Origin of the sequence: Candidatus Tisiphia endosymbiont of Ptychoptera albimana (assembly GCF_964026605.1) — a bacterium.
Lineage (GTDB): Bacteria > Pseudomonadota > Alphaproteobacteria > Rickettsiales > Rickettsiaceae > Tisiphia.
This window is the reverse complement of the sequence record NZ_OZ032164.1, coordinates 48,497-63,380: the sequence shown is the minus strand read 5'-3', so window position 1 is coordinate 63,380 and position 14,884 is coordinate 48,497. Positions and strand designations below refer to the sequence as shown.

The 14,884-nt window shown below is 31.8% G+C and carries 13 protein-coding genes and 1 tRNA gene; 6 read left to right on the top strand and 8 right to left on the bottom strand.

Annotated features, from left to right (window positions below; all coding sequences use genetic code 11):
• Positions 1 to 36: 36 nt before the first annotated feature.
• The gene (locus AAGD36_RS00285) at positions 37 to 225 is read left to right on the top strand and encodes a type II toxin-antitoxin system prevent-host-death family antitoxin (RefSeq protein WP_341755456.1); all 189 of its coding nucleotides are present in this window, start codon (positions 37 to 39) and stop codon (positions 223 to 225) included.
• Here AAGD36_RS00285 and AAGD36_RS00280 read toward each other — a convergent pair.
• The 7 genes from AAGD36_RS00280 to ybeY all read right to left on the bottom strand — a co-directional run bounded on the left by AAGD36_RS00280 (position 202) and on the right by ybeY (position 7,030).
• The gene (locus AAGD36_RS00280; RefSeq protein ID WP_341755455.1) at positions 202 to 693 is read right to left on the bottom strand and encodes a hypothetical protein; all 492 of its coding nucleotides are present in this window, start codon (positions 691 to 693) and stop codon (positions 202 to 204) included. The two genes, AAGD36_RS00285 and AAGD36_RS00280, sit on opposite strands and share 24 nt — an antisense overlap.
• A gap of 589 nt (positions 694 to 1,282) precedes the next feature.
• On the bottom strand, positions 1,283 to 1,774 hold the full coding sequence (locus tag AAGD36_RS00275; protein ID WP_341755454.1) for an SH3 domain-containing protein: 492 nt from the start codon (positions 1,772 to 1,774) through the stop codon (positions 1,283 to 1,285).
• Between the two features lie 8 nt (positions 1,775 to 1,782).
• The gene (locus AAGD36_RS00270) at positions 1,783 to 3,510 is read right to left on the bottom strand and encodes a cation:proton antiporter (protein ID WP_341751566.1); all 1,728 of its coding nucleotides are present in this window, start codon (positions 3,508 to 3,510) and stop codon (positions 1,783 to 1,785) included.
• A gap of 83 nt (positions 3,511 to 3,593) precedes the next feature.
• Positions 3,594 to 3,923 carry a ribosome silencing factor gene (rsfS, locus tag AAGD36_RS00265; RefSeq protein WP_341751565.1) on the bottom strand — a complete coding sequence of 110 codons (330 nt, stop codon included), beginning with the start codon at positions 3,921 to 3,923 and terminating at the stop codon, positions 3,594 to 3,596.
• A gap of 39 nt (positions 3,924 to 3,962) precedes the next feature.
• A complete protein-coding gene (locus AAGD36_RS00260) occupies positions 3,963 to 5,597 on the bottom strand; it encodes an ABC-F family ATP-binding cassette domain-containing protein (protein ID WP_341755453.1) in 1,635 nt (544 codons plus the stop codon).
• On the bottom strand, positions 5,594 to 6,529 hold the full coding sequence (locus tag AAGD36_RS00255; RefSeq protein ID WP_341755452.1) for a hemolysin family protein: 936 nt from the start codon (positions 6,527 to 6,529) through the stop codon (positions 5,594 to 5,596). Before AAGD36_RS00255 ends, AAGD36_RS00260 begins: the two co-directional genes overlap by 4 nt.
• 3 nt (positions 6,530 to 6,532) lie before the next feature.
• Positions 6,533 to 7,030, bottom strand: coding sequence for an rRNA maturation RNase YbeY (gene ybeY / locus AAGD36_RS00250; RefSeq protein WP_341751562.1), 498 nt, complete (start codon positions 7,028 to 7,030; stop codon positions 6,533 to 6,535).
• 165 nt (positions 7,031 to 7,195) lie between these two features.
• Here ybeY and dusB point away from each other — a divergent pair, with 165 nt between their 5' ends.
• Positions 7,196 to 8,167: a tRNA dihydrouridine synthase DusB gene (gene dusB, locus AAGD36_RS00245; protein WP_341755451.1), complete on the top strand. Its 972-nt coding sequence runs from the start codon at positions 7,196 to 7,198 to the stop codon at positions 8,165 to 8,167.
• Positions 8,168 to 8,191: 24 nt separating this feature from the next.
• Here the strand turns inward: dusB and AAGD36_RS00240 are convergent, their stop codons facing one another.
• Positions 8,192 to 9,991, bottom strand: coding sequence for a Ulp1 family isopeptidase (locus AAGD36_RS00240; protein WP_341755450.1), 1,800 nt, complete (start codon positions 9,989 to 9,991; stop codon positions 8,192 to 8,194).
• Positions 9,992 to 10,228: 237 nt separating this feature from the next.
• Between AAGD36_RS00240 and iscX the strand changes: the two genes are divergently transcribed.
• The 4 genes from iscX (at position 10,229) to AAGD36_RS00220 (ending at position 14,882) form a co-directional block, all read left to right on the top strand.
• Positions 10,229 to 10,438 (top strand): Fe-S cluster assembly protein IscX, encoded by a 210-nt coding sequence (gene iscX, locus AAGD36_RS00235; RefSeq protein ID WP_341747867.1) that lies wholly within the window; start codon positions 10,229 to 10,231, stop codon positions 10,436 to 10,438.
• A gap of 224 nt (positions 10,439 to 10,662) precedes the next feature.
• Positions 10,663 to 10,738, top strand: a tRNA-Val gene (locus AAGD36_RS00230).
• Between the two features lie 282 nt (positions 10,739 to 11,020).
• Entirely contained in the window at positions 11,021 to 13,627 is a 2,607-nt protein-coding gene (locus tag AAGD36_RS00225; protein WP_341755449.1) for an AsmA-like C-terminal region-containing protein, read from the top strand.
• A 10-nt stretch (positions 13,628 to 13,637) separates the two neighbouring features.
• Positions 13,638 to 14,882, top strand: coding sequence for an AmpG family muropeptide MFS transporter (locus AAGD36_RS00220; RefSeq protein WP_341755448.1), 1,245 nt, complete (start codon positions 13,638 to 13,640; stop codon positions 14,880 to 14,882).
• Positions 14,883 to 14,884 lie beyond the last annotated feature (2 nt).

Here is a 14,884-nt window from a genome sequence, read left to right as displayed (position 1 = left end):
ATAGGTATATAATTAAATATTAATCATGGTATAACAATGAATCATATTTATACTAATCTTACTGCCAGTATATCAGAATTTAAGAAAAGTCCTACAGCATTGCTTGCTAAGTCTAGTGGCGAGCCTATTGCTTTATTGAATCATAATAAACCAACGGCTTATTTAGTTCCAGCTGAACTATACGAACAAATGGTTGAAATATTAGACATTGCCGCCTTTATGTAATTCTTCATCATCGAAATCTATTGTTGCTTTAGCAGCATGCATTATAATGTTAAAATATGAGAAACAGAATTTTAATAAATAATGCTCAGTTATTATGTCAGTTGCTAAAAAATTATCAAATTTATCTTTTTCAGTATTGGTAGTATGCAATATATTTTCTTGAATATAAAGCCTATTAATCAGCTTAGCTTCTAATAAAGTAGTAATTACCACCCAAGTTACGAAATAACAAATATTACCAAATATACTGTCATCGATGATTAGATTGATAGGACTATTATAATTATCTTGTTTGCTTACTGTATAAATTAATTCGCGAAGTATACTGTCATCGTATTTATTTGGTGCGTCGATAATTTTTATTATTGTAAAATTATTTTCCTTACAAAAATTGATCAAAGATTGCCTTATGAGTTCAAAACGGGCATGTGATGAATATAATAAGATAATGGCTTGTTGGTTGTTCATATGCGACCCCTTCCCTAATGTTTTAATAATTAAGAGTTTTGATCGCCAAAGATAAAATGATAAAAGAAAATTTTATAGGTTATACATATCTTGGCGATCGGGGAGTTCGAAAAACCTTTAAGAGACAGTTACGATAGCCTTTAGGCTTGAAGTTTACACCCCAAGCCTTGAACATAGCTAGCATCTCCCCGACCATGACAAATCGGAAGAGCATCATTTTATCGGTTGATGCTTACCGCTCTTAAATGGAGGTTTCGACACCCCAAAGTAACTTTGCAGTTACTTCATTTTTAATTTTAAACTACAGTTAGCAAAAGTCAATAATAAGTTTTTTTAATTATATCTTACGGTAATTTCTGAACCAACATCATTTACTGCAGGTGAAACTGTCAAGTGGCAACGATATTTAAACTCGATAATCAAGTTTTTCCTTAACCGTCATTGCGAGAAGCCGCTGCAAGCGGCGACGTGGCAATCCAAGATACGCGAAGCGTTACTCTAAAAAAACAGCTTCGCTGTTTACCTAGATCGCCACGGCATCTAAAGACCCTTGCTATGACGATTATAGAAAAATGTACTATGGTATATATTATTCATCCTTATATACTCCCCACAATACTGTTTTAGGTAGCCATCCAGTATAATTCTTGCAGCACACCTGACAAGAATCTAGTTTGCATTTATTAAGTAGGCAACGAACATAATTACTTACTCTTGCAACAATTTTATGTTGATCATTAGCTACTTGAGTCAGAGCTACTAATTTGGAACTTACCACAATCACCGATCTTTTACCGGACAATACACTTGAATGTACCCAGCCTCCTTCTCCTTTTATATCACGAATTTGCCTCCATTGTTCATATTCTGCAATAATTTCTACTGGTTCACCTTTTTTAACAAATACCCATTCTATAGGTGTTTTTATCGAAGGACCAACTCTAGCATTTACCTCATTAGCCTTTATTGAGGCAAATCTAGGTATCGGCAATTTCTGATTATCAGCTGTCGTTAGTAAAGGGGTAATGATCAAGATTATAATCAAAATATATGACTGTTGCTTTAGTAACTTGATTGCCATGGTTATTCTTAATCATTCTCTTCTAATTCACGCAAAGCATCATCTCGTTTAGCTATTACATAATTACCTGATCTAAATTGCCCTTTGATACGATTTATTTCATATTCACTAAGACCAATAAATTTTAAAATTGTTCCACCAAGCTGTAACCCCGTCTCATAATTCTCTGGTATGATTGTTGTTGCTCCAGCATCATAAAATTCTCTAGCCTTCTCTAGATTCTTTAATCTTACAATAACTTCAAGATCTGGAAAATGACTTGAAATTGTTCGAAGAGATTTTTTGATAGTAACACTATTATTCATTGTAAGTACTAGAGTTAAAATCCTTTCTGCTCCCACAGCTTTTAGCGTATCAATCTGTGATACATCTCCTTTAAAAACTGGAAAGCCATTAGCTGTTTCTGCTTTTACAATCTCGTCATTAACATCTAGTGCTATATAATTGATTCCTTCAGCTTCCAATACTAATGCTACCATTCTACCAACACTACCAAAACCGGCAATTATTATATGGTTTGTTAAATCTCTTGCTCCAAGTTCTATAATTTGTATTGGAGTCTTGCCAAGTTGTTTATCAAGTCTTTCAGCAAGTTTTCTTCCTAAAATTGCCAGTAATGGAGTTAGTGCCATAGTACATGTCACCACTAATAACAGAACATTAGCAGTACTCTCTCTAATAACCTGAGTTTCTTTACCAAGACCGAATAAGATAAAAGCAAATTCTCCACCTTGTGATAATAATAAACCTGCATGCAAGGCTACTCCTTTATTAAAACCAAATAAAATGCAAGAGGCGGCAATAATTAGTGTTTTTACTACAATCAAGGCAATAGAACAAGTTAGTATAATTGATATTTGAGCGTATATTTCTTGAGCGTCAATATTCATTCCAACGCTCATAAAAAATAGCCCTAGCAATAAGCTTTTGAAAGGGTATATACTTTCTTCAGCTTGCAACCGAAATTCTGTCTCTGCAACCAAAACACCTGCAACAAAAGCTCCTAAAGCAAGCGATAAACCAAAATATTCCGTGGCCCAAGCTGCAGAGAGAACTACCAATAGAGTCATGGAAATTGGTAGTTCGTTTATATCGCCATTGTCCGATGAAATTAACCCAAATAAAGGTCTTAGTAATACTCTACCTGCAACAAATATTGCAAGTAGTGCTATGATAGCCTTAAGCAAAGCTGTTCCTAGAGCTATCGCTAACGAATCTTTACTATTGCTAGCAAATAGTGGTACCATAACTAGCAATGGCACAACTGCTAAATCTTGTAACAACAAGATAGCCAGGGATATACGACCTAGTTGAGTTGATTGGCTACGGCTTTCCTCAATAACTTGCATAACAAGGGCAGTTGAGGATAAAGCAAGACCACCTCCAATAATAATTGCAGCACTACTATTACCGCTGATTAGTACAACAGCGGCAGCAATCACTATAGCTGTAGTTAACACTTGTAGTGAGCCAAGACCAAATACATACCGCCTCATTACCTTTAATCTTTCAAAAGATAATTCTAAACCTATAGCAAAAAGTAAAAAAACTACTCCTAATTCTCCTAGTAATTTTGTTTGATCATATGTTACAATCTTGAATCCATGGTCTCCAATTACCGCTCCTGCAATTAAATAACCCAAAACTGGGCTTAGATTAAGGCGTTTAAGTATTGCTACAACAAATACAGCTGTTCCTATTAAAATTATAATATTGATAAGAATATGCTCTTCCATTTACACCTTTTCCCTAGAAGTATTAATACATTATTTTTTAAATACACTAAGTAGTTTTCAGTAAAAAATCTAATATTTTTAATTTATTTTTTGCTCCACATCTCTTCCAACTTAAAATACTCTCTAGTTTCTGGATAGAAAATATTAACTAATACATTTCCAGCATCTATTAATACCCATTCAGATGTTCCAAGTCCTTCAATATTAGTATCGATATTAACTTGATGTTTTAACTCTAAAGCTAAATATTCAGCAATTGCTCCAACATTTTTAGTTGAACGCCCGCTTGCAAAAATAATATATTCAGCTAATGTAGTTTTTTGTCTTATATCTATTACTACTATATCTTCTGCTTTTTTTTCTTCTAAACATTTAACCATAAACTCTTTCAATAGTTCAGTATTTTCTATCATAATTATCTCCAATTGCTAAAGTAACCTGAGTTTACTATACTATTTCACTCTCTTATTTGCCAACACCCAACTACTATCCAAATAATCATTACCATACTTATGCAAATATTCCTGATATTTACCTTTAAAATCAGTGATAGTTCGGTGGGATAGAGCAATAACCCTTGTGGCTATGTTGCTAGCAAAATCTCGATCATGAGTTACTAATATTAGAGTTCCTTGGTAGTTAATTAGAGCTTTTTTTAACATATCCTTAGATTCAATATCTAAGTGATTAGTTGGCTCATCTAATACCAATATATTACTTTCTTCCAATATAATTTTTGCTAGTAATAAACGTGCTCCTTCTCCTCCACTCAAATTTAAAATATTCTTAGTTACTTCATCTTTACGGAATAATAATTGACCTAATACACTACGTAGCACGTTATCACTTTCAGTAGGTATTTGGTTGGATAACCAATCAATAACACTCATACTTTCATTTAGTAATTCATGATGATCCTGAGCAAAATAAGAAACTTGCGTTTCATAACCCCATTCATAATTTCCTAAATCAGCAAAAATTTTATTAATAAGAATCTTAAGCAAAGTGGATTTACCAATACCATTTGGACCAATAATAACAATTTTTTCTCCACGCGAGACAGTAAAATTCACATTATTTAATATTTTTTTATCCTCGTAACTTTTAGAAATACCCTGAACTTTTAACGCTAATTTTCCAGATGGTCTTTTTTGCTTAAAATTAAAATATGGACTAACACGCGAACTTCTTTGGATGTCAGGTAATTCCATTTTTTCTATTTGTTTTTCTCGGGATGCAGCCTGTCTAGCTCTAGTGGCCAACGCTCTAAACCGGTCAACGAAACTCTGCATAACAGCAATTTTTTTCTCTAAATGAGAGAATTCTTTAAGCTTTTGTTCGGTAACCAACTGTTTATCACGAACAAAAATATCATAATTACCAGTATAAATCTTGATAGTACCATAATCTATATCAAGAATATGTGTAGAAATATTATTAAGAAAAACAAGATCGTGTGAAATAAATACCAAAGCACCTTTGAATTTCTGTTTTAGATAATTTTCTAGCCAATAAATTGAGACTATATCAAGATGGTTTGTTGGCTCATCAAGTAACAATATATCAGGATTATTGAATAAACTTTGTGCTAGTAACACCCTAAGTTTATAGCCACCGGATAGAACGGATAAAGGCTGATGATGATATTTTTCTTGTATTCCTAAACCAAGCAGTAACTCAACTGCAAAAATTTCTGATATATATCCATCATTGTCAGCTATAATTTGTTCCAACTCACCTAATCGATAACCGATTTCCTCATCACATTGATCAATTGCTAATAATTTTTCTTTTTCTTGCAGTGCTTGCCATAATTCACTTCTACCGGCAATAACGGTATTAATAATTGAAGTATTTTCATAAAGAAATTGATCCTGCTTTAAACATCCTATACGTGCATTTTTGACACAGGTAAATTCTCCGATACTAGCCTCTTCCTCTTGAAGCAAAATCTTAAAGAACGTAGATTTACCAGCACCATTTGCTCCAACAAGCCCATACCTATTACCTTTCTTAATATGCAAGCTCACATCAGTAAATAATATTTTTGTACCATAGCTCATGGCCAAATTAGTTGTAATAATCATAAGGTATTATCAGGTAATATTGTACCATTTTTTAACTGCAGCTTAACTTGTTTAAGTGATCTTGGGCTTGCATCAATTACTTCAAGTTCAACCTGCTGCTCAATATCAATTTTAGTACCAACCAAAGGGACATTACCTACTTTTGCTAAGACCAAACCACCAATTGTATCAAATTCATCATTCTGAAGTTTTAGTTTCACACCTAGAGCTGATTCAAGATCCTCAACTTTCACTCGAGCATTTGATAAAATAGTATTATTATTGATAATTCTGAAACTATCATTATCCGATTTCTTATCATGCTCATCATCTATTCTGCCAACTATCTCCTCCATAATATCTTCCATGGTTACAATACCGTCAGTTCCACCATATTCATCCACAACTATCGAGATCTGTACACAATCTCTTCGCATTTTTGCTAGTAAATCTATCAATTTCATTGAAGGAGCAGAAATGATAGGTTTACGAATTATTTTTTTTAGCTGCAACTCTTGATTTGTAATAAGTTGCTTAGTAATAAGTATCTTGAATAAATCTTTTATATGAATAAAGCCTACTATATTATCCAAAGTTTCATCATAAACTAATGTTCTAGTATTAGGTATTTTGCTATTAAGCATTTGGCTTAACTCATCTATACTGGCAGTTAATTTTACTGCCTTAATATCAGATCTAGGGATCATTACATCTTCTACAGTTTTATGACCAAATTTCAGAAGATTCATAAAAATCTTTTTTTCTTCTAACGTCATTTTTTTACTGTTAGATTTTAGCTTTTTAATTGCATCATAAAAATTATCCTCTAGCTTCTCTTTAGAAAACAGCCGAGAGAAAAAAGATTTAAGAGTAACAATTTTTGAAGAATTTTTCAGCATATCCCTTTTAGAATGAATAGATGCAAGGTTTTCTTTTTTCAAAGAAGTGAACAAAAGCTAATATGGGGAAGCAATAGCAAAACTCTTTAATATCTCTACTTCTAAATTTTCCATAATATCTGCTTCCTCGTTATCTTGGTGATCAAAGCCTAGTAAGTGCAAAATACTATGTACCAAAAGATGGATAAAATGATCTCCAAAGGCTTTATTTTGACTTATAGCTTCACTTTGAATTATTTCATAGCCAAAAGCTATGTCCCCCAAATACATATAATGTACATTAGGAGTAAATTCAAGTAAATGCCGAAAGTCTAATTCTATATCAGGAAATGATAGTACATTTGTAGCTTTTGCTTTGCCACGAAATTGGCTATTCAAATTTAACATTTCATTATTATTAGTCAGTAATATTGCTAACTCAAACTCTGCAACTCCCTTGAAATTTTTATATTTACTCAGTATAGCACCAACAACCTTCTTCACTAATAGTTTATTGATAAATTTTTGATTTTTCCAATCTTGACAAGCTCGAATAATCTCTACATTGATTTTCATGATATAGTTTCTTAGCTGAAAATGCTCAATAATATTATATAACAATATCCTGCAGATAATACTAAAAATTTTTCTTAGTGATAGCATTAGTTTGTGGTATCTTATTATAATTTATAATAATTATTCTATAATTAAAAGCTACTTATAAGTAATGAAAATATATTTATGATAAAAATAGGCAATATTCAACTACCTCATTCGGTGATATTAGCTCCAATGTCTGGGGTCACTGACCTACCATTTAGAAAATTAGTACGAAAATTTGGTGCAGGTTTGGTAGTCTCTGAAATGGTAGCAAGTAGGGCAATGATTATTGAAACAAGGCAATCTTTGCAAAGATGTGCAATCATTCAAGACGACGCTACTGGTTCATGTGTACAAATTGCTGGATGTGAACCTGATATAATAGCAGAATCAGCTAAAACGATTGAGGATATGGGAGCCAAGATTATTGATTTAAACTTTGGTTGCCCAGCTAAAAAAGTAGTAAATGGCTATTCTGGTTCGGCTTTAATGCGAGATGAGAAATTAGCGGCAAAAATTTTAGAGACTACGGTCAAAACGGTAAAAATCCCAGTAACTTTAAAAATGCGTACTGGCTGGGATGATCAAACTAAGAATGCACCAAATCTGGCAAAAATAGCCTATGATGCTGGTATACAAATGATTACCATCCATGGTAGAACAAGATGTCAGTTTTATTCTGGTCAAGCAGATTGGGAGTTTATAAGGCAAGTTAAGGATGCGGTAAAGATTCCAGTTATCGCTAATGGAGATATTACCTCCTTATCTAAAGCTAAGGAATGCTTACAAAAATCAGGTGCTGATGGCATAATGGTTGGTCGGGGAGTATATGGTAGACCATGGTTTATTTCTCAAATAGCCCATTATCTTGAAACAGGAGAAGAACTCCCCTCCCCTTCCATGGCAAAACAGTTAGAAGTGATACTAAATCATTATGATGCCATGCTAGAATATTACGGAAACGATACTGGCGTTCAGTTAGCTAGAAAACATATAGGTTGGTATAGTAGTGGTTTAGCAAATTCAGCGGAATTCAGAGGTGCGATTAATATGATGCTTGATCCTGTTAAGGTTAAAGAAAAGATCACTGAATTTTATGAAAAATTCTTTTAACATCGTGACCCCAAAACTTTAATACTACCTGACAGAACCAACTGCTCTAGGACGGCTATTGTTCCTAATAGCAGGAGGAGATGTAGTAGGACGAGATGGATAGGTATTTATTGATTCTCTAATGGTATTAGCTTTTTGCTTGGCTTTCTCAAGGTCTATTGCTTTTGCATGAGCTTGGCGTAATGTTGATCCTATGTTTTTAGATTCTTCAGTACTAAGAATTGCTTTGCCTTTTGCCATTTTAATTAAATTATCCACAACGAAAGCTCCACAATCTTTATCATTTTGTTGTTGCTCAGTCTGTAAATCTGCTATTTTAGCATCAGGACAAACTTCTTTAACCATATCTACTAAATCCACTCTTGTATCTATATCTGTTCCCTTAGGATCATTATAGGTAAACACTATAGCCCCCTCCTTGTCTTTAGTGATTGCTAAACTAACCCAATGTTCGTGTCCAGTATTAAGGGGTATAATAACCGCTTCTTTGTTATCTACTATTAAATCACTATACACAGCTTTATAAAGAGTGTCCTTTAATAAACTTTCTTCTCCTATAGAAGCATGAGTAACAATAGAAACCTTTGTTTGATCTACAGACGCTTTTAATACGTTGCCAATATCATCTTCGTCATATAAATAATCTAGTTTAGTTAATTTGCTACCTTCAGACAATGAATGTTCTATCTTATTTTGTCTAGTTGATACTTCCCTTTCATCTGCCACTTGCTGAAGAGTACTGGTAATTCTTTTAGCATTTTCTTGTTTATACTCATTTAAATTCTCTTGCATATCCTTAATAGTTAAGCTATTGATTCCAAAAACAGTTTCCCTTTGCTTAACTTCAGCAACAATGTCAGCCCTTTTCCCATGACCTTGAGCTAATGGGATACAACCATTAGTCAAATTTTCAACCGAGCCTCCTTGGATTACAGCATATTTAGCTTGTTTGGCAATATTCTGAAGCTTCAATGGATCAGATAGGTCAAAATATATATCAACAGGGTTTCTTTCCGTCATATTAAGATCTTTCTTGAATTGTTCAGATAATTGTGACACGTAATGCTCTAGTTTTTTAGCACCACCAATTTTATCTTTTAAGATTTCTTCAACTTCTAGCTTAATACCTAATTGTTGATTTTGGTCGTTGATGCCAAATTTGGTCGTAATAATATTAGCCACATCATCTACAGATGCAGGATTGCTGGCTACTATAACTCTAGTATTTCTACCTAGTTCTTTTGTAGCAAGTATAACTTCAGTCAATCTTTCTTTATTAGGCAATTTCCCCGACACTAATATGTTAGGAGGTCTTTTTAGAATTTCCGACTCTACTAAATTTGTAACTGGGATATATGGAATGTAAGAAGTTCTTTTTTGTTCTACATGCCTATGAGTTATCGCATTATTTCGGTCGTTATCATTTGTAAAAAACACGTGATTGGCTTGTGTAAGAAGAGGTGGCCAGTAGTTATAATATGGCAAAGTTTGATTATATGCATTATAATTACTAAAGGTAAAACAAGTTTGAATACCTGATTTTTTTAATGCTGCTAAATCATTTATATCAACTATAGGTTTTTCCATGTTTGAATTATATTGAATATTAAGTATAGGCGTTTCTCCTTGTTTAACTTCGTGCAATATTTCAATTATTATATTATCTTTATTTAGTTTGCCATTTTGAATGTTATATTTAAGCTCCCTAGTTGGTATGTTTAAGTAAGAATTAGCCAATATAATATTGTGCTGAGTCTTTTGACCTACATGACCATTAATATTAAATAACCTTACCTTATTTTCTTTTTTACCTGTTTTTGCCATATATGCTCCAAAGTCCTCAATATCTAATTGACTATCATCTTAAACAAAAAAACAAATCTATACAAATCAATTATATCTCTAAACCAGTATTGATGCATTTTACAGATATAGTTGCATAATAATCTCACCCCCTTTAATAATATACTATATTTAAGCCTGCACTAATATATTATTTAATTGGTAGAGGAATGGTTAGATGGTAATAGTAATGCCTATGGAAATAATTAGGTAAAAATAATGCATTGGCATGATGTTGACGAAATTGCTATAAGTTTAGAAAAAAATTATTCCGATGAGGATATATCTGAATTAACACTAAAAGATCTTGAGGACTTAATAAAATCATTAAGTGATTTTGATGACCACGAAATTGAAACAAATAAAGAAGTGTTAAAAGAAATTCTCGAAGCTTGGAAAGAGATTAAAGATAGTAATTTTGAAGATTAATATATACTCTTTTGCTTTGAAGGAGAGCTATCACAAATACTTGCGAAGAATGTACGTATTTGTACCTCATGTAGTTCATCTATAGCTAACCTAAAGTAAGGTCTATCTAAAATACTCTAATAGATAGACCTTACTTTAGGTTAGCTATAGAATCTAAATAATTTACAGAAATAACTTGATTTTTTTGGGGAGATAGGTCATTATCTGCGTTAAATTGAAAGAAGGGGCGGTTAGCTCAGTTGGTAGAGCATCCCGTTTACACCGGGACGGTCGGGAGTTCAAGTCTCTCATCGCCCACCATATATCTCTCGGATTTCAGGATTTTTATCATTGCAATAAAAAGTCTGTATTCCCGTCGCATGCCGTTTTTTCACTAAAGTTGCTGGAATACGACCACCAAAAAACTCTCTCTTTAACTAGTTTTTTGAGGGAGAAATTATTACAAAAGTGTTAAAATGCACACCTAGTCTGCTTACCCCTTGTTTGTTACCCACATCATGTTAGATATTTATTATATAGTTTTTATTTTTAACGTTTTTGATATATACCTAGTAATATTGGTTCTTAGAAGATAATAATTTTATGATAAGAAAAGTAATTATATTTACTGTTATTGCTATTTCGTTGTTAGTATGTACTATATTAGTTGAGGTAAACTTTGTTGATTATACTTCTGCCAGTAATAGTCTTGTTAATGAATTAAAAATTTCTCCTCAGAATCTAAAAAAAATTAAAATAATTAAATTTCCCATACCTTATTTGATTATTGACCACATAAAAGAGGAAGGGAAATTAGAATTAGAAAATATAGAAATTCGCTTTGTCCCATGGTCATTATTAATTTTCAGACCAAGAATTAGTGCTGTAACCATATATAGTGCCACAATATATTCAGATGAACAAGATTTTGACATTATAAACCATGATAGGCTAGTTAGTTCATTCATAACCAATGGTATAATCGATATAAATTTTGATGTTGAAAACCTGACTATTCTCAATAAAAATAATCAACCTATTCTTACTTTAAAGAATTGCTCTTTATTTAAAAATAACTCTATTGCTAATAGCACTTCATTCAAAGGGGATGGAGGATATGTAGGAAAATTATCTGGGTTTTTTGAGAAAAAGGCCAACCAAATAAATTTCGATCTTACTATCTCTAATAATGATTATAATTTTCATTTGCTAGAAACCTATATAGACTCCAAACTAATAAATGGCAAAGCAGAATATTTAATACAAAATTTAGCTGATATATTACATATTCTAGTGCCAGATTTAGATTCTTTATTTAGAAGATTTAATCAAAATGAAAAGATAAATATCAAATTTGATATTTTGCCTACTCCACAATTACTTAAGTTAGAAAATATAGCTATAGAGTCTAATTCACTAGTAGGTAACGGCTCAATATATCTGAATAAAAGTGACGATGTTACTAGTACAATAAAATTATATTTTCCTAAGATAGACGCAAGATCACTGATTACCTCATCCAATAATATTAAACAATTTAGCAATTCAGTCTTTGGGTTAAGGTTTCTTTTTGATAATAAATCAATCATAACCGATATTTTAGTTGATCAAATAATATTAAATAACGATGAGGTATTAAATAATACCAAAATTTTGCTTAATTTAGACAAAGGAGTATTAGTGGTTAATGATTTCTCTAGTATGATAAAATCTGGAGGCAGTTTTCAATTGATAGGTAATGTAACCCAAAACTCAGTACGAAGTATATTTGATGGTACAATCCACTTGCAGCATAATGACCTTAATTCTGTGTTGAATACTTTAGGTTACAAACAAGCAGCTAGTAAAAAACCTACAGCTTTTATTTTATCTTCAGATTTAAAACTAACTTTAATAGATGTCTATTTACAAAACCTTATGTTAAAAACTGACAACACTAAAGTTACAGGTAATATTACTGCTAGATTTATTGGTTCTATGCCGCATTTTATAGCGACCATTGACTTTTCTTCGATTGATTTAAATAGAGACGATTACCCGATAATCTCACCAATGATCAAATTTGCTAAAAGTTTGTCGGAGAATATGAAAGATGAATCATACTTAGCTAAATATATTCCGATTAGGACAGCTGATTATTTAGGTAATTTTGATATTACTATAAATGATCTGCTTATAGGAAATAATTCATTTGGCAAAGCATATATCTTAGCAAATGTCTCACCAGGTAATATTGGAATTAGTAATCTTGATATAAGAGGCAATAGTGATTACATCAATCTTAGTGCTAGTTTGTTAGCAAGTAACATTAAACCGCAACTAACAATTACAATAAATGATGGTTCTCTTAATGTTAACTTTTTAACCCCTAAATCTTTACTTAATCTGCGAAATAACTTATTGAATGAATTTGACGTAGAAAAAATAGAGTTAAAATTAAATTGTGCATTATCAAAAATAATTCAGAATGATCTAGTATTACAAAATGTTAAACTTGCTTTAGCAAATAATAATGCTTTATTTAAGATTGATAACCTTGAAGCAAATCTACTTTCTGGTAAATTAAAAGCAGAAGGTAATATTTTATTAAATCCATATACTCTGAACTTTGTTTATGCACTTAATTCTATTGATTTAGCTCAATTATCTAATGTTTTGCCAAGAGGATTACTAGACAATTACGGTGGAATGAGCATAAATGGAACACTTGATACTCATGGCAATAGTTTAAAAGAATTATTGTATGAGCTTAACACTCAATCAGAATTTGTAGTAAAAAATGCCAAGATTAGTAACTTCTCTGTTGATTCATTGATAGAAAAAATTAATAATAAAGACTATAGTCTAAAGTATTTAAAAGATGATTTAGCAAAATCTATGTATCAAGGGCAAACTGAATTGAATAATTTGCGTGGTAATCTTCAGTTAAAAAATGGAATAGTTACAATGAAAGACTTAGTATTTAATACAAAATATGCTAGCGGAGCTGCATCATTAGCTGTAAATATATATAATTTGGATATGGTATTATCTTCAATATTATCTTTCTATATAGCAGACTTAAATCCTAATCTAAATAATTCTAGTAATCAAAATACACCTATAAATCTTACAATAAAAACCTCAGGCACTATATTAGATACCATAAAAACGTCAGACGAGACTGAACTAAGAAAGGCTTTAGAGAACAGAAGGAAATCTACAAATTAAAGAAGAATAAATGTTATTATTAAGAATTTTAAAAGATTATAGACTATTCGAAATATTGGTTCTTGGTGCAATTAGTGGCATGCCACTAGCTATATTATTCACTAGCTTAGTTGCTTGGCTTAAAGATTCTAATATTGATATTGCAATTATTACCACTTTTGCCGTTGCAAGACTATCCTATTCGCTAAAAGTTTTTTGGTCTCCTTTGGTAGATTATTTTAATATACCATTATTAAAGAAATTTGGTCATAGAAAAAGTTGGCTGATACTTTGTACTATACTAATATCTTTAGTACTATTCACTATGAGTACAATTTTACCTAATGAATCATTAACTTTACTATATTTTCTTACTATTTGCCTTGGTTTCTTGTCAGCAACATTTGATATTAGTGTTGATGCACTTAGGATAGATAAATTTGATCAGGAAACCCAAGCTATAGCAAGTGCTACGGCAGTATTAGGCTATAGACTTGGCATGCTGATTACTGGAGCTGGGGCTTTATATTTTGCTGAAGCCACAAGTGATTGGTCAGCTACATTTGTGGCTATGAGTATAATTTTTATTGTAGCAACAATTTTTATAATTATTGTCAATGAACCTACATTATTACGAGAAAATGTTGATATTTTATCTTTATTATCACTAACAAAAATAGTAATTAACCCTTTTAAGGACTTCTTTGTTAGGAAATATGCCGTTACTATTTTACTAGCAGTAATATTCTTTAAATTAGGTGATGCTATGCTTGCTGTAGTATCTATGCCATTTTATATGGAACTTGGTTATACAAAGGGACAGATAGCACTGATTACTAAATTTTATGGTGTACTAGCTACAGTTGCTGGGTCTTTTGCTGGCGGAATAGTTGTATACCGACTTGGAAATTTTAAAGGACTGATTATAACGGGAATTATACAGAGTATCACGCATTTCGCATTTATTTGGTTAAATCATCAACCAGTAAGTTCTGAATCTCTGTTTATTGCCATTACTATAGAAAATTTTGCTTCTGCTATGGGTATGACTGCACTTGTTGGATATATTAGCATATTGTGTAATAAACAATATTCTGCATCGCAATATGCTTTACTCAGCAGTAGTAGTACTTTATTTAATAACACAGTCACCATTTATGGTGGTAGCCTAGTAAAAATGTTGGGTTGGGATAATTTTTTTATCTTAACAATAATTCTAGCCTTGCCAGGAGTTATAATATTGTTCTATCTTAATAAAAAGATTTCTAAAACGTAAAA

Excerpts from the sequence above, each read along its gene's own strand:
- AAGD36_RS00225 (WP_341755449.1), top strand. The coding sequence starts at position 11,021 with ATGATAAGAAAAGTAATTATATTTACTGTTATTGCTATTTCGTTGTTA.
- ybeY (WP_341751562.1), bottom strand. The coding sequence starts at position 7,030 with ATGAAAATCAATGTAGAGATTATTCGAGCTTGTCAAGATTGGAAAAAT.
- dusB (WP_341755451.1), top strand. The coding sequence starts at position 7,196 with ATGATAAAAATAGGCAATATTCAACTACCTCATTCGGTGATATTAGCT.
- iscX (WP_341747867.1), top strand. The coding sequence starts at position 10,229 with ATGCATTGGCATGATGTTGACGAAATTGCTATAAGTTTAGAAAAAAAT.
- AAGD36_RS00240 (WP_341755450.1), bottom strand. The coding sequence starts at position 9,991 with ATGGCAAAAACAGGTAAAAAAGAAAATAAGGTAAGGTTATTTAATATT.
- AAGD36_RS00260 (WP_341755453.1), bottom strand. The coding sequence starts at position 5,597 with ATGATTATTACAACTAATTTGGCCATGAGCTATGGTACAAAAATATTA.
- AAGD36_RS00285 (WP_341755456.1), top strand. The coding sequence starts at position 37 with ATGAATCATATTTATACTAATCTTACTGCCAGTATATCAGAATTTAAG.
- AAGD36_RS00275 (WP_341755454.1), bottom strand. The coding sequence starts at position 1,774 with ATGGCAATCAAGTTACTAAAGCAACAGTCATATATTTTGATTATAATC.
- rsfS (WP_341751565.1), bottom strand. The coding sequence starts at position 3,923 with ATGATAGAAAATACTGAACTATTGAAAGAGTTTATGGTTAAATGTTTA.
- AAGD36_RS00280 (WP_341755455.1), bottom strand. The coding sequence starts at position 693 with ATGAACAACCAACAAGCCATTATCTTATTATATTCATCACATGCCCGT.
- AAGD36_RS00270 (WP_341751566.1), bottom strand. The coding sequence starts at position 3,510 with ATGGAAGAGCATATTCTTATCAATATTATAATTTTAATAGGAACAGCT.
- AAGD36_RS00220 (WP_341755448.1), top strand. The coding sequence starts at position 13,638 with ATGTTATTATTAAGAATTTTAAAAGATTATAGACTATTCGAAATATTG.